17 protein-coding genes and 1 pseudogene are annotated in these 20,956 nt (G+C 69.3%); 10 read left to right on the plus strand and 8 right to left on the minus strand.

Annotated features, from left to right (window positions below; genetic code table 11):
* The first annotated feature begins 33 nt into the window (after positions 1 to 33).
* The 5 genes from BIU97_RS17710 (at position 34) to BIU97_RS10155 (ending at position 8,032) form a co-directional block, all read left to right on the plus strand.
* Positions 34 to 4,077, plus strand: a complete 4,044-nt coding sequence (locus BIU97_RS17710) for a DUF6049 family protein (protein ID WP_139195989.1) — start codon at positions 34 to 36, stop codon at positions 4,075 to 4,077.
* 83 nt (positions 4,078 to 4,160) lie between these two features.
* Positions 4,161 to 5,147 carry a thioredoxin-disulfide reductase gene (trxB, locus tag BIU97_RS10140; protein ID WP_071258704.1) on the plus strand — a complete coding sequence of 329 codons (987 nt, stop codon included), beginning with the start codon at positions 4,161 to 4,163 and terminating at the stop codon, positions 5,145 to 5,147.
* 86 nt (positions 5,148 to 5,233) lie between these two features.
* Complete coding sequence (trxA, locus tag BIU97_RS10145) at positions 5,234 to 5,560, plus strand: thioredoxin (protein WP_071258698.1); 327 nt, start codon at positions 5,234 to 5,236, stop codon at positions 5,558 to 5,560.
* A 153-nt stretch (positions 5,561 to 5,713) separates the two neighbouring features.
* Positions 5,714 to 7,018, plus strand: coding sequence for an aminotransferase-like domain-containing protein (locus BIU97_RS10150; RefSeq protein WP_071297561.1), 1,305 nt, complete (start codon positions 5,714 to 5,716; stop codon positions 7,016 to 7,018).
* Positions 7,019 to 7,069: 51 nt separating this feature from the next.
* Positions 7,070 to 8,032, plus strand: a complete 963-nt coding sequence (locus BIU97_RS10155; RefSeq protein ID WP_071297562.1) for a D-alanine--D-alanine ligase family protein — start codon at positions 7,070 to 7,072, stop codon at positions 8,030 to 8,032.
* Between the two features lie 1,478 nt (positions 8,033 to 9,510).
* On the opposite strand, the gene BIU97_RS10160 is transcribed toward BIU97_RS10155, so the two are convergent.
* From BIU97_RS10160 to rpmH, 8 genes are all read right to left on the minus strand, one after another.
* A complete protein-coding gene (locus tag BIU97_RS10160; protein ID WP_071297563.1) occupies positions 9,511 to 10,476 on the minus strand; it encodes a ParB/RepB/Spo0J family partition protein in 966 nt (321 codons plus the stop codon).
* Positions 10,476 to 11,369, minus strand: coding sequence for a ParA family protein (locus BIU97_RS10165; protein WP_071258677.1), 894 nt, complete (start codon positions 11,367 to 11,369; stop codon positions 10,476 to 10,478). The genes BIU97_RS10160 and BIU97_RS10165 overlap by 1 nt, the downstream gene beginning before the upstream one ends.
* Positions 11,370 to 11,450: 81 nt before the next feature.
* On the minus strand, positions 11,451 to 12,110 hold the full coding sequence (gene rsmG, locus BIU97_RS10170; protein ID WP_071297564.1) for a 16S rRNA (guanine(527)-N(7))-methyltransferase RsmG: 660 nt from the start codon (positions 12,108 to 12,110) through the stop codon (positions 11,451 to 11,453).
* Positions 12,107 to 12,601 (minus strand): Jag family protein, encoded by a 495-nt coding sequence (locus BIU97_RS10175; protein WP_071297565.1) that lies wholly within the window; start codon positions 12,599 to 12,601, stop codon positions 12,107 to 12,109. The genes rsmG and BIU97_RS10175 overlap by 4 nt, the downstream gene beginning before the upstream one ends.
* Positions 12,602 to 13,570 carry a membrane protein insertase YidC gene (gene yidC, locus BIU97_RS10180; RefSeq protein WP_071258661.1) on the minus strand — a complete coding sequence of 323 codons (969 nt, stop codon included), beginning with the start codon at positions 13,568 to 13,570 and terminating at the stop codon, positions 12,602 to 12,604.
* A gap of 8 nt (positions 13,571 to 13,578) precedes the next feature.
* Complete coding sequence (yidD, locus tag BIU97_RS10185) at positions 13,579 to 13,959, minus strand: membrane protein insertion efficiency factor YidD (protein WP_071258658.1); 381 nt, start codon at positions 13,957 to 13,959, stop codon at positions 13,579 to 13,581.
* Positions 13,956 to 14,306 carry a ribonuclease P protein component gene (gene rnpA / locus BIU97_RS10190; RefSeq protein WP_071258653.1) on the minus strand — a complete coding sequence of 117 codons (351 nt, stop codon included), beginning with the start codon at positions 14,304 to 14,306 and terminating at the stop codon, positions 13,956 to 13,958. The genes yidD and rnpA overlap by 4 nt, the downstream gene beginning before the upstream one ends.
* A gap of 47 nt (positions 14,307 to 14,353) precedes the next feature.
* Positions 14,354 to 14,491 carry a 50S ribosomal protein L34 gene (gene rpmH, locus BIU97_RS10195; RefSeq protein WP_022889115.1) on the minus strand — a complete coding sequence of 46 codons (138 nt, stop codon included), beginning with the start codon at positions 14,489 to 14,491 and terminating at the stop codon, positions 14,354 to 14,356.
* A gap of 499 nt (positions 14,492 to 14,990) precedes the next feature.
* Between rpmH and dnaA the strand changes: the two genes are divergently transcribed.
* From dnaA to BIU97_RS10220, 5 genes and pseudogenes are all read left to right on the plus strand, one after another.
* Positions 14,991 to 16,445, plus strand: coding sequence for a chromosomal replication initiator protein DnaA (dnaA, locus tag BIU97_RS10200; protein WP_071260312.1), 1,455 nt, complete (start codon positions 14,991 to 14,993; stop codon positions 16,443 to 16,445).
* Between the two features lie 407 nt (positions 16,446 to 16,852).
* On the plus strand, positions 16,853 to 17,998 hold the full coding sequence (gene dnaN, locus BIU97_RS10205; protein WP_071258641.1) for a DNA polymerase III subunit beta: 1,146 nt from the start codon (positions 16,853 to 16,855) through the stop codon (positions 17,996 to 17,998).
* A gap of 71 nt (positions 17,999 to 18,069) precedes the next feature.
* Positions 18,070 to 18,957 (plus strand): phosphogluconate dehydrogenase (NAD(+)-dependent, decarboxylating), encoded by an 888-nt coding sequence (gene gnd / locus BIU97_RS10210; protein WP_083404738.1) that lies wholly within the window; start codon positions 18,070 to 18,072, stop codon positions 18,955 to 18,957.
* 31 nt (positions 18,958 to 18,988) lie between these two features.
* Positions 18,989 to 20,152 (plus strand): annotated as a pseudogene (gene recF, locus BIU97_RS10215) (DNA replication/repair protein RecF); the annotation flags it as partial.
* Between the two features lie 245 nt (positions 20,153 to 20,397).
* Positions 20,398 to 20,898 carry a DUF721 domain-containing protein gene (locus tag BIU97_RS10220; RefSeq protein ID WP_071258631.1) on the plus strand — a complete coding sequence of 167 codons (501 nt, stop codon included), beginning with the start codon at positions 20,398 to 20,400 and terminating at the stop codon, positions 20,896 to 20,898.
* The last annotated feature ends 58 nt before the right edge of the window (positions 20,899 to 20,956 follow it).

Consider the following 20,956-nt stretch of genomic DNA (forward strand, 5'->3'; position numbering starts at 1 on the left):
GGCCCGCACCGACCCCGTGGCCCGCTTCCTCGTATGCAGATCCTCCGCACCACGCTCGCCGCAGCCGCGTCGACCCTCGTCGCGCTCGGCCTGGTCGTCGCGCCCGTCAGTGCCGACCACGCCTCGGCGGCCGAGGTCTCGGCCCCGAAGTCGCACGTCGCCGACCCGGCCGCCGCCGACGCGGGCAAGGCGACCATCTCGATCGCCCCGGCGAACCGCGGCGTCGTGCAGCGCGACCAGGACCTCACCCTGTCCGTCACGGTCACGAACGACACCGACGCGGCACTGCCGGCAGGGACCGCCGAGTTCGACATCTTCCGCTCCGCGAGCACGCGGGACGCGCTTGCCGCATGGCTGCAGGACACCACCACGGCCGGTTACCTCGGCGCGCACATGGACTCCGTGGACATCCCGGCCGTCCCCGCGCACCGCTCGGTGACGATCGACTCGGTGTCGATCGTGTCCGGCAACGTCGCCCTCGGCGGGTACCCCGGGTTCGGCGCACGACGCATCGCCGCCGAGTACACCGCGGGGGAGACCGTCGCCGTCGACCGCTCCGCCATCACCTGGTACCCGGACTTCGAGCAGGCCCCGATCAGCGTCTCGGTCGCGATGCCCGTCACCGTCCCGCAGTCCACCGACGGCATCCTGACCCCCGCGGTCCTGGCCGCGGCGACCTCCGTCGACGGCACCCTGACGCAGCAGCTCGACGCCGCCGAGGACCACAACGTCGCCGTCGCCGTCGACCCCCGCATCATCGCCTCGATCCGGATCCTCGGCGAGAACGCCCCGTCGAGCGCGTCCACCTGGCTGCAGCGCCTCGAGTCCCTGCGCAACGAGACGTTCGCGCTGCCGTACGCCGACGCCGACGTCACCGGGCTGCGGCAGGCCGGCTCGGACGGCGTCCTCGGACCGATCTCCCTCGACCAGTCCGTGAAGGACGAGAACTTCCCCGGCGCCGAGACCGCGCCGCCGACCCCGACGGGCACCCCGGGTGCGACCACGAGCCCGACCGCCACCGCCGCCCCCGGCGACGACGCCACGCCCGGCGCCGGCACCACCGACGCCACGACCACGCTCCCCACCACCGCGTCCCTGCTCGACTTCCCGTACTCGCTGCAGTCCATCGCCTGGCCGGACGAGGGCACCGTCTCGACGAAGGACCTGCCGGCCCTCCGCCGGGCCGGCACGAAGACGACCATCGTCGCCAGCGGCAACACCTCGGCGGGCGCGGACACCACCATCGCCGCGTCCGAGAAGATCGGCGACGACCACGTGCTCGTCGCCGACCAGACGATGTCCCGGCTGCTCCGCACCGCCGCGAACGCCTCGGACCGGCAGACCTGGGCCACGGCGATGTCCGAGCTGACCGCCACGCTCGCCACCGCGGCCAGCGCCGGCACCGCGACCAGCCCGGTCCTGCTGACCCTCGGCCGCGACTGGCCCTCCGACTCCGAGCGGCTCAGCCAGGCACTCGACGCCCTCGAGAACACCGCCTGGGTCGCCCCGTCGGACCTGTCGACGGCCGTCGGCTCCGTCGCCGGGTCGCTCACCCTCGACGGGTCCTCGACCGGGGACGACCGCATCGACCAGCTCCGACGCCTCGTCCGCGGCGAGCAGGGCCTGACCGCGTTCTCGACCATCCTCGAGACGCCGCAGCAGGTCACCGCACCGGCGCGCCTCCGACTGCTCGCCCTGGCCTCCAACGCCTGGCGCGGCGACGACGACGCACTCGGCGCCGCGATCGACGCGCGTACCGCAGCCTGGGCGGCGACCACGAAGAAGGTCGGCATCGTCGACTCGAGCAGCCTCACCCTGCTCGGCGACCGCTCGTCGCTCCCGGTGTCGATCCGGAACCGCTCCGACTACCCGGTGACGGTGCACCTGTTCGTGCAGCCGTCGAACTCCGCCCTGCGCGTCGTCCGCAACGACATCGAGGTCGAGGTCCAGCCGAAGTCGTCGACGCGTGCGACCGTCCCGGTGCAGTCCGTGGCCAACGGCACGGTCGAGCTCACGATGTCGCTGTCGAGCCCGAGCGGCGTCGCCGTCGCCGACCCCGCCGTCGTGCAGCTCAACGTGCAGGCCCAGTGGGAGACGTTCATCACCGCGGCGGCCGCGGCGGCCCTCGTCCTGATCTTCGGGTTCGGCATCTTCCGCAGCATCCGCAAGCGCGCACGTCGCCGGAACGGCGAGCCGGACGACGATGACGACGACCCGAACCGGCCGCTCGCGGTGCAGCCCACCGTGGCGGGCGCGCATGCGACCGCCCCTGCGACCGCTGCCGGGCCGACCCCGGGGTCCGGGAGCGACCACCTGCGGGACGTGACCGACCGCGCCGGAGGTGCGCCTGGCCTCCCGGCCGCCGCTGCCCCGACGAGCACCGTCGCGCCGCCGCGCGACCCCGAGGAGCCGACCGTGAGCACCCCCCAGATCCAGCCAGACGTCGACGCCGAGCCGGTGGCCGAGCGCAGTCTCGGTCGGGCGAGCGCCCTGCTCGCGGCGGGCACGATGGTCAGTCGCATCCTCGGGTTCGCGAAGACCTTCGTGCTGGCGTACGCGATCGGGCAGAACGCGAGCCCCTCGGCGAACGCCTTCGCCGTGGCGAACCAGCTGCCGAACAACATCTACGCGCTCATCGCGGGCGGCCTGCTGTCCGCGGTGCTCATCCCGCAGATCGTTCGCTCGATGCGCGACTCGGCCGACGGCGGGCAGTCCTACGTCAACAAGATCGTCACGCTGGGCGGCTCCGCGTTCATCGTCATCACGATCGCGGCGACCGCCCTGGCGCCGCTGCTCGTGCGCCTCTACACGACCTCCTCGGACTCCCGGGGGCCGGCCGCCACCGACCTGGCGATCGCGTTCGCGTTCTGGTGCCTGCCGCAGATCCTCTTCTACGCGATGTACTCGCTGCTCGGCGAGGTCCTCAACGCGAAGCAGGTCTTCGGCCCGTTCACGTGGGCGCCGCTGCTCAACAACGTCATCGCCATCGCCGGCCTGGTCGTCTTCATCGCCCTGTACGGCAACAGCGGCGCCGCAGTGGACGACTGGACGCCGGCGAAGATCGCCCTGCTTGCCGGCAGCGCCTCGCTCGGCGTCTTCGCCCAGGCGGCCTTCCTGCCGCTCTTCTGGAAGCGTGCCGGGCTGTCCTTCCGCCCCGACTTCCGGTGGCGCGGCGTCGGTCTCAAGTCGACCGGAACGGCCGCCGGCTGGCTGTTCGCGATGATCCTGGTGACGCAGATCGCCGGGATCGTGCAGTCGAGCGTCGCGTGGAAGGGCCAGGACGACGGCCCCGGCAACGCGGTGCTCGGCAACGCGTGGCTCATCTTCATGCTGCCGCACTCGATCATCGCGGTCTCGATCGCGACGGCGTACTTCACCCGGATGAGCCACGACGCCGCACGTGGCGACCTCGACGCCGTCCGCCGCAACCTGTCGCTGTCGCTCCGCATCGTCGGGCTGTTCACCGTCTTCTCGTCGGTCGCGCTCGTCGTCGTCGCCGTCCCCTTCGGCCGGCTCTACGAGGGGACCTTCGAGAGCGCGTTGCAGGTCGGTGCGGTCCTCGTCGCCTACATGCCCGGGCTCGTGCTGTTCAGCATGTTGTTCATCCTCCAGCGCGTGTTCTGGGCGATGCACGACCACCGCACGCCGTTCCTCATGCAGTGCATCCAGTCGGTCCTGTTCGTGGTCGGCGCACTGGCGGCCTCCACGCTCCCGAACGCGGCGATCGGCATCGGGGTCGCAGCCTGCACGACCCTCGCCGGGACCGCGCAGACGATCGTGGCGCTCGTCCTCGTACGTCGGAAGCTCGGCAGCATCGAGGGACCGGTCGTGACCAGGTCGCACCTGCAGTTCGTCGTCGCAGCGCTCGTCGCCGGCGCGGTCGGTGCCGCCGTGGCACTGTTCTTCGGCGCGTTCAGCCCGAGCGGGTTCGCGATGTCGGACCGCACCGGCGCGCTCATCACCATCGTCCTGACCGGTGCGGTGATGGCCGTCGTGTACTTCGGGGTCCTCGTCGTCGCGAAGAACGGCGAGATCAGGAACGCCGTCGGACTCCTGCGCAAGCGCCTCGGCCGCTGACCGCACGCTTCCCGTACGGCGTGGAATGCCGCGCCGGTACCATGTGTTGACCCGGTCAGCACGCAACGGAAGGGCATTCAGGCATGCGCCAGCTCATCATCATCGGTTCCGGTCCGGCCGGGTTCACCGCCGGCATCTACGCCGCACGCGCCGAGCTCAAGCCGCTCATCGTCGCCTCGAGCGTCGAGACGGGCGGAGAGCTCACCAAGACCACCGAGGTCGAGAACTTCCCCGGCTTCCCCGAGGGCATCCAGGGCCCCGACCTCATGATCAAGATGCAGGAGCAGGCCGAGCGCTTCGGTGCCGAGGTCCTGTACGACGACGCGGTGTCCGTCGACCTGACGGGCGACGTGAAGAAGGTCACCGTCGGGTCCGGCACGACGTACGAGGCCCTCGCGGTCATCTACGCCACCGGCTCGGCGTACCGCCACCTCGGACTCCCCGACGAGGAGCGCCTGTCCGGCCACGGCGTCTCGTGGTGCGCGACCTGCGACGGCTTCTTCTTCCGTCAGAAGAACATCGCCGTCGTCGGCGGTGGCGACTCCGCCATGGAGGAGGCGACCTTCCTCACGCGCTTCGCCGACAAGGTGACGGTCATCCACCGCAAGGACACCCTGCGCGCGTCGAAGATCATGCAGGACCGTGCCCACAACGACCCGAAGATCGAGTTCGCGTGGAACAAGGAGGTCATCGGCATCCAGGGTGACTCCGCCGTGACGGGTGTGACCCTCAAGGACACCGTCGACGGCACCGAGAGCGAGCTCGCCCTCGACGGCCTGTTCATCGCCATCGGCAACGACCCGCGCGTGCACCTCGTGCACGGCCAGCTCGAGCTGGCGCCGGAGGGCACCATCGCGGTCGAGGGCCGCACCTCGAAGGCCGTCGGCGTCCCCGGGGTCTTCGTCGCCGGCGACGTCCTCGACCACACCTACCGCCAGGCCATCACGGCCGCCGGTTCCGGTGCCGTCGCGGCGCTCGACGCCGAGAAGTACCTCGCCGACCTCGAGGACACCCTGACCGACCAGGCCGAGGGCGTCACCCCGGTCGAGCCGGTCACCATCTCCGCCTGACCCGCACCGGCCGCACGGGCACCCGGAATGCCGGAGCCCGCCGGTCGGTTGCACACCCTGTACCGACTCCACACGAAAGGACACCCATGTCCAACGCCAAGGCTGTCACCGACGCCACCTTCTCGGACGAGGTCCTGCAGTCCGACAAGACGATCCTCGTCGACTTCTGGGCCGAGTGGTGTGGCCCGTGCCGCGCCGTCTCGCCGATCCTCGACCAGATCGCCGAAGAGCACGCCGGCAAGATCGAGATCGTCAAGCTGAACGTGGACGACAACCCCCAGTCGGCCATGAACTACCAGATCACCTCGATCCCCGCGATGAAGGTGTTCAAGGGCGGCGAGGTCGTCAAGACCGTCATCGGCGCCAAGCCGAAGCCCGCGCTCGAGGCCGACCTCGCCGAGTTCCTCGCGTAGGTCACCCCGATCCACCCGACGCCCCCCGCCACCGACACGGTGACGGGGGGCGTCGTGCATGCCACTCGTTCCCGATCGGCCCCACCCCGCAGCCCGGCTTCCGGAGGTCGATGTCGTAGTGTGGCGGGAATGTCCCACTGAACGGAGCACTCGATGACGAACGGCAACAGCCTCGACCCCTGGTACGACTCCTACGCCCAGCGCACCGCCGGGCTGAGCGCCTCCGAGGTCCGAGCCCTGTTCGCCGTCGCCTCGCGCCCGGAAGTGGTCTCCCTGGCCGGGGGCATGCCGTACGTCTCCGCGCTCCCCAGAGAGCTCGTCACGGGCTCCCTGGAGCGTGTCATGAACGAGGACGCCGCCATGGCGCTGCAGTACGGCGGCGGCCAGGGTCTGCGATCCCTGCGCGAGCACATCGTCGACGTCATGAGCCTCGAGGGCATCCGCGCGAGCGCCGAGGACGTCGTCGTCACCACCGGGTCGCAGCACGCGCTCGACCTCGTCACCCGGCTCTTCATCGACCCGGGCGACGTCGTGCTCGCCGAGTCACCCTCGTACGTCGGCGCCATCGGGGTCTTCCGGTCGTACCAGGCGGAGACCGTGCACGTCGCCACCGACGAGCTCGGCCTCGTCCCGCAGGCCCTGCGCGAGGCCATCGCGGCCCTGCGGACGCAGGGCAAGCGGATCAAGTTCCTCTACACGATCCCGAACTTCCACAACCCGGCCGGCGTCACGATGAGCCGTGAGCGCCGCATCGAGGTGCTCGACATCTGCCGGTCGAACAACATCCTCGTGCTCGAGGACAACCCGTACGGGCTGCTCTGGTTCGACGAGCCCGCGCCGCAGGCGATCCGGTCGATCGACGAAGAGGGCGTCGTCTACCTGGGTTCCTTCTCGAAGACCCTCGCGCCGGGCTTCCGTGTCGGCTGGGCACTCGCACCACACGCCATCCGCGAGAAGCTCGTGCTCGCCAACGAGTCCGCCGTGCTCGCGCCCAACTCGTTCGGCCAGTACGTCGTGAACGCCTACCTCGACGCCGCGGACTGGAAGGGCCAGGTGGACACGTTCCGCGGGCTCTACGCCGAGCGCCGCGACGCGATGTTGTCCGCCCTGGGGGAGTTCCTGCCGGACCTGTCCTGGACGAAGCCGAACGGCGGGTTCTTCGTCTGGCTGACGCTGCCCGAGTCGCTCGACTCGAAGGGCATGCTGCCCCGCGCCGTGAAGGAGCTCGTCGCCTACACGCCCGGCACCGCGTTCTACGCCGACGGTCGGGGCGGCGGACACATCCGCCTGTCGTTCTGCTACCCGACGCCGGAACAGATCCGCGTCGGCGTGAAGCGCCTCGCCAACGTCGTGAACGACGAGCTCGAGCTCATCGAGACCTTCGGCCCCGCGACCCGGCCGAACGCCGTCACGCGTGAGTCGTCGTCGGTCAGTGCTCCGCCGCCGAACATTTCCTGACCAGCGCTTTCCGCGCTACAGCGCACTCCGCTCCACACCTGAGGACCCAGCATGGCCGAGCTCACCCGCCGTCACGTCGTCGTCGTCGCCGGCGGCATCTCGCACGAGCGAGACGTCTCCCTCCGCTCCGGCCGTCGTGTCGCGGACTCACTCACCGGGTACGGCTGGCAGGTCGACCTGCGCGACGCCGACGCGATGCTCCTACCGGCCCTCACCGAGTCCCGCCCGGACGTCGTGTGGCCGGCGCTGCACGGCGCCTCCGGTGAGGACGGCGCCCTGCGGGGCATCCTGGAGGCCGTGGACATCCCGTTCGTCGGCTCACGTTCCACGTCCGCTCGCCTCGCCTGGGACAAGCCCACCGCCTCCGCGCTGGTCGCGCGGGCGGGCGTCCGCACTCCACGATCTGTGACGCTGTCCCACGACGTGTTCCGCGAACTCGGCGCCGTCGGCGTCCTCGAGGCGATCGCTGCCGAACACCCGGTGCCCCTCGCGGTGAAGCCGGCCCGGGGCGGGAGCGCCCAGGGCGTCACCCTCGTCGAGGACGTCAAGGACCTGCCGCGAGCCATGGTGACCGCCTACACGTACTGCGACGACGTCGTCGTCGAGCAGCTCATTCGGGGCACCGAGGTCGCGGTCGGCATCATCGACACCGGCGACGGGCCGGTTCCGCTCGCCGCCGTCGAGATCGTTCCCCGGAACGGCATCTACGGCTTCGAGGCGCGGTACAACGCGGGGGAGACGACCTTTTACACGCCCGCGCGCCTGTCCGAGTCCTTCGCGGGAGCGGCTGCCGAGGCCGCTGTCGCTGCCCACGCGGCGCTCGGCCTCCGTCACCTCTCGCGCGTCGACCTCATCATCGACGCTGCCGGTACGCCCTGGTTCCTCGAGGCCAACGTGCTGCCGGGCCTCACCGAAACGTCGTTGCTGCCGCAGGCCCTGTCGGCGTCCGGCTTCGACCTCGGGTGGACGTACGCCGAGCTCGCGGAGCAGGCCATCCGGGACCACCACGCCTGAGGCGTCCCGAACCCGGGTCTTCGACACGTTCCACGTGGAACATCCCGTGCTGCTGCCCCGGCAGCCGTCTACTTGGTGACATTGGCCACGTGCGGAGCCGCGCACCGGAGGGCCGATCGTCCGGCTGCACGACTCCCGTGGACGGAGGCGGGTTGGTGTCGACTCGTCGTCGTCCTCGGGTTCGGCAATCGCCGTCGTCGTATTGACGCCGCGGGCTGGTGGCGGGCTCGGACAGCGATCGCACTGCTCGATGGTCCGCAGAGGCGACGTTGCCCCCATCCTCCGCAGCGGCGGAGCGGTGCGCGGACCGGTCGCCTAGGCGGCGCTCCTGCGACTCCATCGAGCGCTCCCTCAGGCGGGACGACCCGATGTCGATCGGGGCCGAAAGTCGTTCAACATGGGACAACGTTCACGACGCGGTACCACGGACTGAGTCGCTGGACTGGGTCACCTTCGCTCGAACGGACTCCATGGCGTCACTGCGCGTACCTCCCTCGGCGTCAGCGGTCGCGACTCGCTGCGTGCCGTGTTCGCGTTGGACTCTCCGGCGTCGGTCGTGGGCTCTCACGGAGAACGTCGTCGCATTGGTCCGCGGGCAGCACGCTCGACCCGGCCTGCGCGACCAGCGTGACAGGAGGCATCGCCACCCTGGCCTCGATCTGCCCGTAACACTCGCCACCCGCGACACCGACGCAGAGCGAGCTGGCTGCCTCCGCGTCAGCCCGTATCCCGAACCCGCACGTCACCAGATCGATCACGTGGCGCCGCGTACGACGCTGACCCGCGATGCGGCAGGTTCGTCCGCTTGCACCGCACTCCCTCTCCAACGGACAACCGCCGCACCAGTTCGCCGGCCGAGGTGCCGATCCCGAGCGCCGGGGAGAACGCGCACGGGCCACGCCGAGCGAGGACCGAACGGACCGAAGCGCCGCCCCAACATCGATTGCGCTGCCTCGACGGGAGGACCTCGGCGACGAGCTCCTCCTCGTACCGCGGGCATCGTCCAGCGCCGCGCACGCGTTCCTTCCATCCCGTGGGTCGGTGTGGAGCGGCAACTCGGAGCAGGGCCGATTCTGAGCTACACCACAGCCATTCGCACGCCCCGGCCCGAATACCTTGCCCGAACACCATCATGGCGGCGTGCAGCAGACCATGTGGGTCGAGGGCAGGCCGCTCCTGATGCCCCGAGGTACAGGCGACTTCGCTCGATCTGCAGGTCGCAGCGGTCGGCAGCACATCGGCAGGATCGGGCAGATGGTGGCCCAGGACCGCCGCATCCGGCCGTGGGCCGATGTTCCACGTGAAACGCGGCCCGCCGTATCGGGCTCGAGACGACGGAGGTGCTCGATGGGCCGTAGCGGGCTCACGCAGGACGCAACAGACCGTCACCCGGATCCGTGGACACCGCACCGCCGATCGGCCCTCAGACGGACGCACAGCGCCGTACAGATGCCATAGCTGCGGATTGCGGCGGGACGTCAGCCCGCGACGTCCTCGATACCGAGCTCGCCGAGGATGCGGTTGAGGTCGTCGCCGTTCGCGAACTCGATGGAGACCGAGCTCTTCCGAGCGCCCACCGCGATCTTCACCCGGGTGTTGAGGCGGTCGCCCAGTCGGTCAGCGAGGTCGTTGAAGTGCGCCTGGCGCTTGCTCGGCTGCGGAGCGGCCTTCGGCGGCGTCTTCGACGAGAGCTGCTGGGCGATGGCCTCCGCGGCGCGTACCGACAGGTCCTCGTTGACGATCTTCTCCGCCAGGTACTCCATCGCCTCTGCGTCGGGCGCCGCGAGGATGGCACGGGCGTGGCCGGCGGAGAGCACACCGGCCGCCACGCGCCGCTGCACGGGGGAGGGGAGGCGGAGCAGGCGGATCGTGTTCGTGATCTGCGGCCGCGATCGGCCGATGCGCTGGCCCAGCTGCTCCTGGGTGATGCCGAAGTCGGCGAGCAGCTGCTGGTAGGCGGACGCCTCCTCGAGGGGGTTGAGCTGCGCACGGTGCAGGTTCTCGAGCAACGCGTCCCGGAGCATCGCGTCGTCGGGAGTGTCCTTGACGATGGCCGGGATCGTGCTGAGGCCGAGCTCCTTGGTGGCTCGCAGTCGACGCTCGCCCATGATGAGCTCGTACTGGGGTTCGGTCCCGGAGGCGCCGGCGATCGGCCGAACCACGATCGGCTGCAGGACGCCGATCTCCCGAATGGAGTGGACGAGCTCCTGGAGTTCTTCCTCACGGAACTCCTTGCGCGGCTGCTGCGCGTTCGGGATCACGTCGAGGGGGTTGAGGTTCGCCAGGCGAGCCCCGGGCACGGCCACCAGGTCGTCGGCGGTCGGTGCGGAGGACGGCGATCCTCCGGTCGGGAAGAACACGTCGACCGGTCGGTCCTGCTGCTCGTTCGCCGTCGGGATGAGCGCGCCGATGCCTCGGCCCAGTCCGGTTCGCTTCGGTGCCATCAGTTCTGCGCTCCTCGTGCTGCGATCTCGGCTGCTGCTTCCAGGTAGGACAGCGATCCCGACGAATTCACGTCGTACGCGACGACACTCTGTCCGTAGCTCGGCGCTTCACTCACGCGGACGGACCGCGGGATCATGGCGGTGAGCACCTGGCTCCCGAAGTGCTCACGGACGTCGTTGGCCACCTGGTTCGCCAGGTTCGTTCGGCCGTCGTACATGGTCAGCAGGATGGTCGAGACCCTGAGCTTCGGGTTGAGGTGCCGCTCGATCAGTTCGATGTTCCGCAGCAGCTGGCTGAGCCCCTCGAGTGCGTAGTACTCGCACTGGATGGGGATGAGGACCTCTTGCGCGGCGACGAACGCGTTGATCGTCAGCAACCCGAGCGACGGCGGGCAGTCGATGAAGACGTAGTGGTACGGCTCGTCGAGCGACTGCAGGTACAGGTCGAGCGCAGTGCGCAGCCGCTGCTCGCGTGCGACGAGGGACACCAGCTCGATCTCGGCGCCTGCGAGGTGGATGGTCGCCGGGACGCACCACAACGTGTCCGACTCGGGGGAGGCCTGCACTGTGTCAGCCATCGACGCCTCATCGACGATGACGTCGTAGATGCTCGCGACCTCGGCTTGGTGGTCCACCCCGAGCGCCGTCGACGCATTGCCCTGCGGGTCGAGGTCGATGACCAAGACGCGGGCGCCACCGTGTGCCAGCGCTGCCGCCAGGTTGACCGTGGTGGTCGTCTTGCCGACGCCACCCTTCTGGTTCGAGACGGTGATGATCCGCGTCTCGGCCGGCAGCGGGAACTGCTGGGTGGCGATGGCCCGTCGACGACGGTTCAGGTCGGCGATCTCGCGTGCGAGCGGTGTCGACGCGTCGTAGTCGGTCGATGAACTCAACGAGTGCCTCTTCCCCGGTTCGGTGTTTCACGTGAAACGCGGAGCCGCCGGCGGTCGGTGGTCCCGACCCGATCCGCAGCGTCAGTCAACTGTAGCCCGGAAGACGCGGGTGGTCTCGTCGACCACGCCCTCCCCGAGCTCGAGGACCTCAACGTCGGAGAGTCGCTTGCGGAGGATCACCTTGCGGGCCTTCTCGATCTCGTCGTCGACCCGCGCACCCTTCATCAGGATGAGCTGTCCACCCGAGCGGACGAGCGGCACCGTCAGGGGAATGAGCTTCGACAGGGCGCTCACGGCACGTGCGGTGACCTGGTCGACCACCACGTCGTCAGCGACGTCTTCAGCGCGTGCGCGCAGCACCGTCACGTTCTCCAGGCCCAGACGAGCAGCTTCGCTCGTCAGCCAATCGACACGGCGCTCCATCGGCTCGATGAGCGTGAAGGAGACATCCGGCCGGGCGATGGCGAGCACGAGGCCGGGGAGCCCAGCGCCGGAGCCGACGTCGGCGACCCGGCCACGGGCCTCCAGAAGGGGTGCCAAGAGCGCAGAGTTGAGGATGTGTCGTGTCCACAGTTGCGGCAACTCACGAGGGCCGATCAGCCCGAGCTCCTCGCCACGACGAGCGAGTTCCGCAGTGAACGACCGCGCGAGGTCGATCCGTGCACCGAAGAGGGTGACCGCCGCCGCCGGCTCGGCCTCGACCGCGAGTGCGTCCTCGGTCGTGGTGTCCGGATCGGTCATCGGGTGACGACCGTGTGGCGGTCCCGACCCTCACCCTCGGACTCCGAGTGGAAGCCCTTCTCGGCGACCAAGTCGTGCACGAGCTTGCGCTCGTACGAGGACATCGGGGGCAGTGCCGCCGACGACGAGCCGGCCTCGATCCGCTCGACCGCGGTGTCGACGAGCCGCTGGAGTTCGCCGGCGCGGGCGTCCCGCGAGCCACCGACGTCCAGGATGAGCCGACTGAACTCGCCGGTCTCGGCCTGCACCGCGATGCGCGTGAGCTCCTGCAGGGCGGTCACGGTGTCCGGCTTCGAGAGCACCCGCAGGGCCTCGCCGTCGTCCGTCACGGACAGGTAGACCCGACCGGCACGTTCCTCGATCTCGATGTCGCCGTCGAGGTCGCAGATGTCGAGCAGTTCCTCGATGTAGTCCGCGGCGATGTCAGCCTCGTCACGCGCGTCCTCGGACTCGGGGGTGTCGACGGCTGCGGCGGTGTCCTGCTCGGTCACTTACTTCTTCCCGTTCTTCTTCGAGCGCTGCTTGCCGACCGGCTGCTGACGCTGGGTGGTGACGCGCACGGCCTCGACCTCGGCCGCACCGGCGCCGGCGCCGGCCTCGGCGAGCACCGGGGTGGCGACACCGCGACGCTGGGCCTTCTTGGCCAGACGTGCCTCGCGGGCGAGGGCGGCCTCGGAGCCCGGCGTCGGCATGCTGCGGATGACGAAGTACTGCTGCGCCATCGTCCAGATGTTCGAGGCGAGCCAGTAGAACATGACGCCGAGGGGGAAGCTCAGGCCCGAGATGACGAAGACCAGCGGGAGGATGTACAGCATCATCTTCTGCTGGCGGTACATCGGAGACTCCTTGGTCTCCGGGGACATGTTCTTGGCGACGAGCTGCAGCTGGGTGACGAACTGCGAGGCCGTCATCACGACGATCATGAAGCCGGCGATCGCGCGGACCTCCCAGCCGGAGGCGTTCGTGAACGTCTCGTGCAGGGGAGCCCCGAACAGCGCCGCGTTGCCGAAGGAGGCCGCGAGGTCGTTCGTCAGCAGGCCGATGCCGGTCTTGTTGATCTGCGCCTCGTGCAACACCGAGTACAGCGAGAAGAAGATCGGCATCTGCAGCAGCAACGGCAGGCAGGAGCTCAGCGGGTTCGTCCCGGTCTCCTTGTACAGCGCCATGGTCTCGCGGCTCATGGCCTCACGCGAGAACTGGTCCTTCTTGCCCTTGTACTTGTCCTGGATCTTCTTGAGCTGCGGCGCGACCTCGAGCATGCGACGCTGCGACTTGATCTGCTTCACGAAGATCGGGATGAGCGCGGCGCGGACCACGAACGTCAGGAAGATGATGGAGAGCACCCAGGTGATGCCCGCTCCGGGATCCATGCCGAGGTTCTCGAAGATCCAGTGGAAGCCGACGAGGATGGCGGAGACCACCCATTTGAGCGGCCAGAGGATCGTTCCGATGATGTCCATGGGGACGGCTACGCCTTTCGAGTGCGCTGGGGGAGCAGGACCGGCCGGGCCGTTCCGACCGCGGGGTGCGGCTGCTGCGGGATCGGCGCGAGGACGAACCCGAACCGGTTGACGACGAACGGGTGACGACGTTCCGTGACGTCGTCGATGCCACCAGCAGCCCAGGGGTTGCAGCGGGCGATTCGCCAGGCGCCCATGGCCGATCCGCGGACGACGCCGTACTGCTGGATCGCCTCGAGGGCGTACCGCGAGCACGACGGGTGGTAGCGGCAGACGTTCCCGTAGAGCGGCGAGATCGCCGCGCGGTACGCCCGGAGCACGACGACGCACGCGTTGCGTGGGAGCAACGCGACGACCCAGGCCAGCCGGGTCCACAGAGTGCGGTTCATGCTGCCTTCTCCACCCCGCGCGCGAAGGAGCGCGTGACGTCTTCGAGCAGGGTAGGCCATCCGGCCTGCGATGCGGCTGGCAGTGCACGGACCACCACGTCGTACCCCTCGGGGTGCTCGACGAGCAGGTCGTGCGCGATGGCCTTGAGCCGTCGCCTGACCAGGTTCCGGGTCACGGCGTTGCCCACGGTCTTCGCGACGATGAACCCGAACCGCGTCGGCGCGGATCGATCCCCGGGCTGACGGACGACGGATACGACGACGTGCGCCGTGGCGCTCTTGCGACCACGACGCACGACGTTCCGGTAGTCGTCCCCGCGCACGACGCGGTTGGCGCTGGCCAACACTGCGACGCCGGGGTCAGACCGATGACCGGATCAGGCGGTGAGCCTGATCAGGCCGAGAGCTCGGTGCGGCCCTTGGCGCGACGCGCCGACAGGATGGCACGGCCGGCACGCGTCCGCATGCGGAGGCGGAAGCCGTGCTTCTTGGCGCGGCGGCGGTTGTTCGGCTGGAAGGTGCGCTTGCTCATGATGTTCTCCACACGGCTGCTCGCGGCGAGCCGTCACGTATGTGTAGCCGTCCGGGTGTCGAACGACGCAGATGGGCGCGACCAAGAGGCCGCAGTCAACTGGTTAACGGTACGTGACAGCGGCGACCAGGTCAAACCCCGCCGGCGACCCCTCCGACGGACGGGTGGCCGACCACGATTCTCCACATTGGGGACAACTTCCGTTCGGTGCACGTCGGTCCGGTCCTTTACAGTGGGGTGATCGATCGGCTCCGTGCCCCGGTACGACAGGGAAGTACTCCTGTCGCGCGACGCGGGACGCTCGTGGACAACGCTGTGGACAACCCTGTTGGGAACCACGGTGGAACGAGGCGCCGACGAAGCCCGCGGAGCCGCAGACGACCCGCCCGCGTCGACCCTGATCCGGCGCGGACCGCCCCGGTGCCTCGGCCTGTCCGACCCGCTGCCGCACCACCGTCCGGCGGCGACCGCACGACACGACACCTGGAGACGAGCGCGCATGACGATGCCGGCCGACCCCGTCGAGGACCTCTGGTCATCCGTACTCGGACTCCTCGCCGAGGACCCCCGCATCACGCCGCAGCTGCACGGCTTCCTCAACCTCGTCGAGCCGAAGGGCGTCCTCGCCGGCACCCTCTACCTCGAGGTGCCGAACGACCTCACCCGCGGCATGCTCGAGCAGCGCATCCGGATCCCGATCACCGAGGCCGTGACCCGCATCGGCGACGACTCGGTCGCGAACTTCGCGATCACGGTGAACCCGGACATGGCCTCCGAGCCCCGCGTCGACCCGAACGTGCCGGAGTACGCCGAGCCCGTGCAGGAGATCGTCGAGCAGAGCGCCGCCCCGCGCCAGTACATCGAAGCGCCGTTCGTGCCGAGCCAGATCGACTCCCCGGGGACGAGCGGACGACCGGAGTCCCGCCTCAACCCGAAGTACAACTTCGACAACTTCGTCATCGGCTCGTCGAACCGGTTCGCCCACGCCGCAGCGGTCGCGGTGGCCGAGGCGCCGGCGAAGGCCTACAACCCGCTCTTCATCTACGGCGACTCCGGTCTCGGCAAGACCCACCTGCTCCACGCCATCGGTCACTACGCCGAGAGCCTCTACCCGGGGATCCGCGTCCGGTACGTGTCGAGCGAGGAGTTCACGAACGACTTCATCAACTCGATCGCGAACAACCGCTCGAACCAGTTCCAGCAGCGGTACCGCGACATCGACATCCTGCTCATCGACGACATCCAGTTCCTGCAGGGGAAGGACTCCACGCAGGAGGCCTTCTTCCACACGTTCAACACGCTGCACGACCACAACAAGCAGGTCGTCATCACGTCCGACGTCGCGCCGAAGCACCTGACCGGCTTCGAGGACCGCATGCGTTCGCGGTTCGAGTGGGGCCTCATCACCGACGTGCAGGCACCCGAGCTCGAGACCCGCATCGCGATCCTCCGCAAGAAGGCGCAGTCCGACCACCTGCAGGTGCCCGACGACATCCTCGAGTTCATGGCCTCGAAGGTGTCGAGCAACATCCGCGAGCTCGAGGGCACGCTCATCCGCGTCACGGCGTTCGCGAGCCTGAACCGGACGGCCGTCGACATGGCCCTCGTGCAGACCGTCCTCAAGGACCTCATCACCCTCGACGAGGACAACGTCGTCGCGCCGACGGACATCATCAACCACACCGCGGAGTACTTCAAGCTCTCCGTCGACGACCTCTACGGCTCCTCGCGGTCGCAAGCGATCGCCACCGCGCGACAGATCGCAATGTACCTCTGCCGAGAGCTCACGAGCCTGTCGCTGCCGAAGATCGGACAGCTGTTCGGCAACCGAGACCACACGACGGTGATGTACGCGAACAAGAAGATCACCGAGCTCATGAAGGAGCGACGGTCGATCTACAACCAGGTCACCGAGCTCACGAGCCGCATCAAGCAGGACCGCCGGTACCGCTGAGATCGGCCCCGTCGCGGCCCCGTCCACCATCTGAGACGGTTCCAGTGGCCGGACTCTTCACAGTGTGGAAAGCCTGTGGATAACTGTGGAGGACACGCCGCCCGGTTGTTCACAGCTGAGGGGGCACTTGTGGAAACTGGGGATGGAAGTGGATAGACGAGATTTCGTCATCCAGACAGCGCTCACAGGCCGTCAACAAGTCACAACCGTGTAGTTCCCAACGGCAGCGCGGCATGCACAGGGTTATCCACAGTGTGCACAGGCGTTAACACCATTACTCCTGGTTAACGATCCATCTCCGCGGGACAACCTTGTGGACGGCGGGATGACAAGAAATCCGGGCTCCGTCCGCCTGTGCCACAATGGGGCGGCCGGACAGTCCAAGCCGATCGACAGGGGTTCCAGCTGTGAAGTTCGAGGTCAACCGGGACGTCTTCTCCGAAGCCGTCTCCTTCGCGGTGAAGCTCCTCCCACAGCGCACGACCCTCCCGATCCTCTCGGGTGTCCTCATCCACGCGGACGGCGACCGACTCACGCTCTCGTCGTTCGACTACGAGGTCTCGGCGCAGACCTCGATCTCGGCGCAGATCGACGACCCGGGGACGGTCCTGGTCTCGGGTCGCCTGCTGAACGACATCGCGAGCCGACTGCCGAACGCCCCGGTGTCGTTCACCACCGAGGACTCGAAGATCTCGGTCACCTGCGGCTCCGCGCACTTCACGCTCCTGTCCATGCCGGTCGAGGAGTACCCGACCCTGCCGGAGATCGGTCCGCAGACCGGTGTCATCCCGGGCGACGCGTTCTCCGAGGCCGTCTCGCAGGTGGCCGTCGCCGCGAGCCGCGACGACGTCACCCCGGTCATCACCGGTGTGCAGCTCGAGGTCGGCGACAACGACCTGTCGCTCATCGCCACCGACCGCTACCGCGTCGCGGTCCGCACCATCGCCTGGGACTCCGGCCGCGTCGGCTCCGACCCGCTGCACGCGCTCGTCCCGGCGCGCACCCTGCAGGAGGTCGGCCGCACCTTCGGCTCGGCGTCCACGGTGTCGGTGTCGATCTCGGGCAGCTCCGACCGCGAGCTCATCGCGTTCCACGCCGACGACAAGACCGTGACGTCGTTGCTCATCAAGGGCAACTACCCGCCGGTCCGCCGGCTCTTCCCGGAGACCGTCAACGACCACGCGGTGATCAACACCGCGGAACTGGTCGAGGCCGTCCGACGGGTCTCCCTCGTCCTGGAGCGCGAAGCCGCCCTCCGGTTCTCCTTCTCGGTCGACGGGCTCACGCTCGAGGCGATCGGATCCGAACAAGCGCAGGCGTCAGAGTCGATCAGTGCGTTGCTGACCGGAGAGGAAACGGTGGTCTCGTTGAAGCCCGCGTTCCTCCTGGACGGACTGAACGCGGTGCACTCCGAGTTCGTCCGCATCTCCTTCACCAAGACGGAGAACCCCAACAAGCCGGGCCCGGTGCTCATCACCGGCCAGACTTCGCAAGAGGCCGCAGCGACCGACGGTTACCGGTACCTGCTGCAGCCCAATCTCCTGCTGCGGTAAGCGCAACAGCCGAACACTGCGCTGACGCGCTCCCCGCTGCATCAGCGCGACGACGAACAGAAGAGGAAATCATGCACATCGGTCTTGTCGGCCTTGGTCGCATGGGCAACAACATGCGTGCCCGTCTCCGCAACGCTGGGATCGAGGTCACCGGTTACGACGCCAACCCCGCCGTCTCCGACGTCGCCGACCTCGGCGCACTCGCCGCGGCGCTGCCCGAGGGCAAGAAGCTCGTGTGGGTCATGGTCCCGCACGGCAAGATCACCGACGACGTGATCTCCGACCTCGCCGAGGTCCTCAGCGAGGGCGACCTCGTCATCGACGGCGGCAACTCGAAGTGGCTCGACGACGAGGTGCACGCCAAGCAGCTCGACGCCAAGGGCATCCGCTACATGGACGCCGGCGTCTCCGGTGGCGTCTGGGGCAAGGACAACGGCTACGGCCTCATGGTCGGTGGCGCCGTCGAGGACGTCGAGTTCGCGATGCCGGTCTTCGACGCACTCCGTCCCGAGGGTCCCCGCGAAGAGGGCTTCTCGCACGCCGGCGGCGTCGGCGCGGGTCACTACGCGAAGATGGTCCACAACGGCATCGAGTACGCGATCATGCAGGCGTACGGCGAGGGCTACGAGCTCCTCGAGGCCAAGGACATCGTCCACGACGTCCCCGCGGTCTTCGCCGGGTGGCAGCGCGGCACGGTCGTCCGGTCCTGGCTGCTCGACCTGCTCGTGCTCGCGATCAACGAGGACCCGAAGCTCGACGAGCTCGAGGGCTACGTCGACGACTCGGGCGAGGGTCGCTGGACCCTCGAAGAGGCGATCGAGCTCGCCGTCCCGATGCCGGCGCTGTCCGCGGCGATGTTCGCCCGCTTCGTCTCGCGTCAGGGCAGCCAGTCCCCGACGATGAAGGCCGTCGCGGCGCTCCGCAACCAGTTCGGCGGTCACGCCGTCAAGAAGTCCTAGGACTTCCCGGGGAAACCCGGCCTCGGCCCGCGTGCACGTCGACCACCTCCAACTGACCGACTTCCGGAACTACCGGGAGGCGGACGTCGACCTCGCACGCGGGCCGAACCTGTTCGTCGGGCGGAACGGACAGGGCAAGACCAACCTGGTCGAGGCGATCGGGTACCTCTCCACCCTCGGTTCGCACCGCGTCCCCACCGACGCGGCACTCGTGCGACAGGGCTGCGACGCGGCGATCGTCCGCGCGCGGCTCGCGCACGAGGAGCGCAGCATCCTGGCCGAGGTGCAGATCAACCGCACCGGCGCGAACCGTGCCCAGGTGAACCGGTCGGCGATCAAGCCGCGTGAGCTGCCGCGCTACTGCACGAGCGTGCTCTTCGCCCCGGAGGACCTCGCACTCGTGCGTGGGGAACCGGCCGGTCGCCGACGGATGCTCGACGAGCTGCTGGGGCAGATCGCCCCGCGGATGCAGGGCGTGCTCGCGGACTACGACCGCACGTTGCGGCAGCGGAACACGCTGCTCAAGTCGGCCCGGGCGACGGGCGCTAAGGCGAACGCACTGTCGACGCTCGACGTGTGGGACGACCGCTTGGTCGGGCTCGGCGCCGAGATCGTCGCGGCGCGCGACCACCTGACACGGCGGCTCGCGCCCTTCGTGGCCGAGGCCTACGCGACCGTCGCGGGCGAGCACCACGACGCGTCGATCGCGGGCGTGCTGTCGATCCGCGGCGGGGACCCCGAGTCGGCGGCCGCCACCGACCCGGTGCTCGGGACGCCCGACGAGCCGGTGTCCGTCCCGGCTGCGGCTGAGGCGTTCGCGGCTGCGCTCGAGCGGCGGCGGCGGGACGAACTCGACCGCGGGCTCACCCTTGTCGGACCCCACCGGGACGACGTGCTCTTCCAGTTGAACGGGTTACCAGCCCGCGGGTACGCCAGTCACGGAGAGTCGTGGTCGTTCGCGCTCGCCATCCAGCTGGCGAGTGCCTCGATCCTGCGGGCCGAGTCGAGCCTGGGCGACCCGATCATCATCCTCGACGACGTCTTCGCCGAACTCGACGAGTCGCGGCGGGAACGGCTGGGGAACGCGGTCGCCGACTACGAGCAGGTGCTCATCACGGCCGCCGTCTTCGGTGACGTGCCCGGCCAGTTGGCGGCGCACACGGTGCGCATCGAGGCGGGCACGATCGTGACCGACGAGGCGGACGCGGGTCGAGCCTCCCGTCCGGAGCACGACGCGACCCCGACGGCGGACGCGACCGACGCGACGACCCCGACCGCGGATGCGGCCAGCACCGCGGACGCGATCCCGACCGCGACCTCGACCTCGGATGCAAACCCGACCCCGACCGCGGATGCGGCCGGCACGCCGGACGCGGCCGGCACCGCCGGCCCGACCCCGACCCCGACCCCGGACACGGCCGCACCGAGGACCGGCTCCTGATGCCCCGCCCCTGGAAGCCGACCGAGCCCGCACGGGTCTACCGGCACCTCCGTGCCGTGTTCGGCGACCCGTCGAAGCGCGGCACCGACGCCCGTCGGCGGCGGGCGCGCGAGTTCGACGCGGACACCGTGCCGTACGGGCGGGGTCGCGAGCCGAGGGGCCTCGGCGACATCGTCGGCTCGCTCGCGCAGGAGCTCGGCTGGACGGAGCCGCTCGCCCGCTCGGAGCTCTTCGTGGACTGGCCGAGCGTCGTGGGTGACGAGCTCGCGAAGCACTCCACCCCGGTGACGATCGACGACGGCGCGCTCGTCATCCGCTGCGACTCGACCGCGTGGGCGACGCAGCTCCGACTCATGCGCGCGTCGGTCACGACGACGATCGCCGAGCGGCACCCGGAGGCCGGGGTCGAGTCGATCCGGGTTTCGGGGCCGGACGCCCCCACCTGGAAACGCGGTCCCAGGACGGTCCAGGGGCGCGGCCCCCGCGACACCTACGGGTGACCAGACGAAATCATCCTGCGGTGCCAAAAAAGCCCGTCTGAGGGCCGGATGACGCCTC

Source organism: Curtobacterium sp. MCBA15_009, assembly GCF_001864895.1.
In the GTDB taxonomy this organism is placed as follows: domain Bacteria; phylum Actinomycetota; class Actinomycetes; order Actinomycetales; family Microbacteriaceae; genus Curtobacterium.

Excerpts from the sequence above, each read along its gene's own strand:
- rpmH (WP_022889115.1), bottom strand. The coding sequence starts at position 14,491 with ATGAGCAAGCGCACCTTCCAGCCGAACAACCGCCGCCGCGCCAAGAAG.
- BIU97_RS10220 (WP_071258631.1), top strand. The coding sequence starts at position 20,398 with ATGCCCCGCCCCTGGAAGCCGACCGAGCCCGCACGGGTCTACCGGCAC.
- trxB (WP_071258704.1), top strand. The coding sequence starts at position 4,161 with ATGCGCCAGCTCATCATCATCGGTTCCGGTCCGGCCGGGTTCACCGCC.
- BIU97_RS10150 (WP_071297561.1), top strand. The coding sequence starts at position 5,714 with ATGACGAACGGCAACAGCCTCGACCCCTGGTACGACTCCTACGCCCAG.
- rsmG (WP_071297564.1), bottom strand. The coding sequence starts at position 12,110 with ATGACCGATCCGGACACCACGACCGAGGACGCACTCGCGGTCGAGGCC.
- yidD (WP_071258658.1), bottom strand. The coding sequence starts at position 13,959 with ATGAACCGCACTCTGTGGACCCGGCTGGCCTGGGTCGTCGCGTTGCTC.
- BIU97_RS17710 (WP_139195989.1), top strand. The coding sequence starts at position 34 with ATGCAGATCCTCCGCACCACGCTCGCCGCAGCCGCGTCGACCCTCGTC.
- trxA (WP_071258698.1), top strand. The coding sequence starts at position 5,234 with ATGTCCAACGCCAAGGCTGTCACCGACGCCACCTTCTCGGACGAGGTC.
- BIU97_RS10160 (WP_071297563.1), bottom strand. The coding sequence starts at position 10,476 with ATGGCACCGAAGCGAACCGGACTGGGCCGAGGCATCGGCGCGCTCATC.
- BIU97_RS10155 (WP_071297562.1), top strand. The coding sequence starts at position 7,070 with ATGGCCGAGCTCACCCGCCGTCACGTCGTCGTCGTCGCCGGCGGCATC.
- yidC (WP_071258661.1), bottom strand. The coding sequence starts at position 13,570 with ATGGACATCATCGGAACGATCCTCTGGCCGCTCAAATGGGTGGTCTCC.
- dnaA (WP_071260312.1), top strand. The coding sequence starts at position 14,991 with ATGACGATGCCGGCCGACCCCGTCGAGGACCTCTGGTCATCCGTACTC.
- gnd (WP_083404738.1), top strand. The coding sequence starts at position 18,070 with ATGCACATCGGTCTTGTCGGCCTTGGTCGCATGGGCAACAACATGCGT.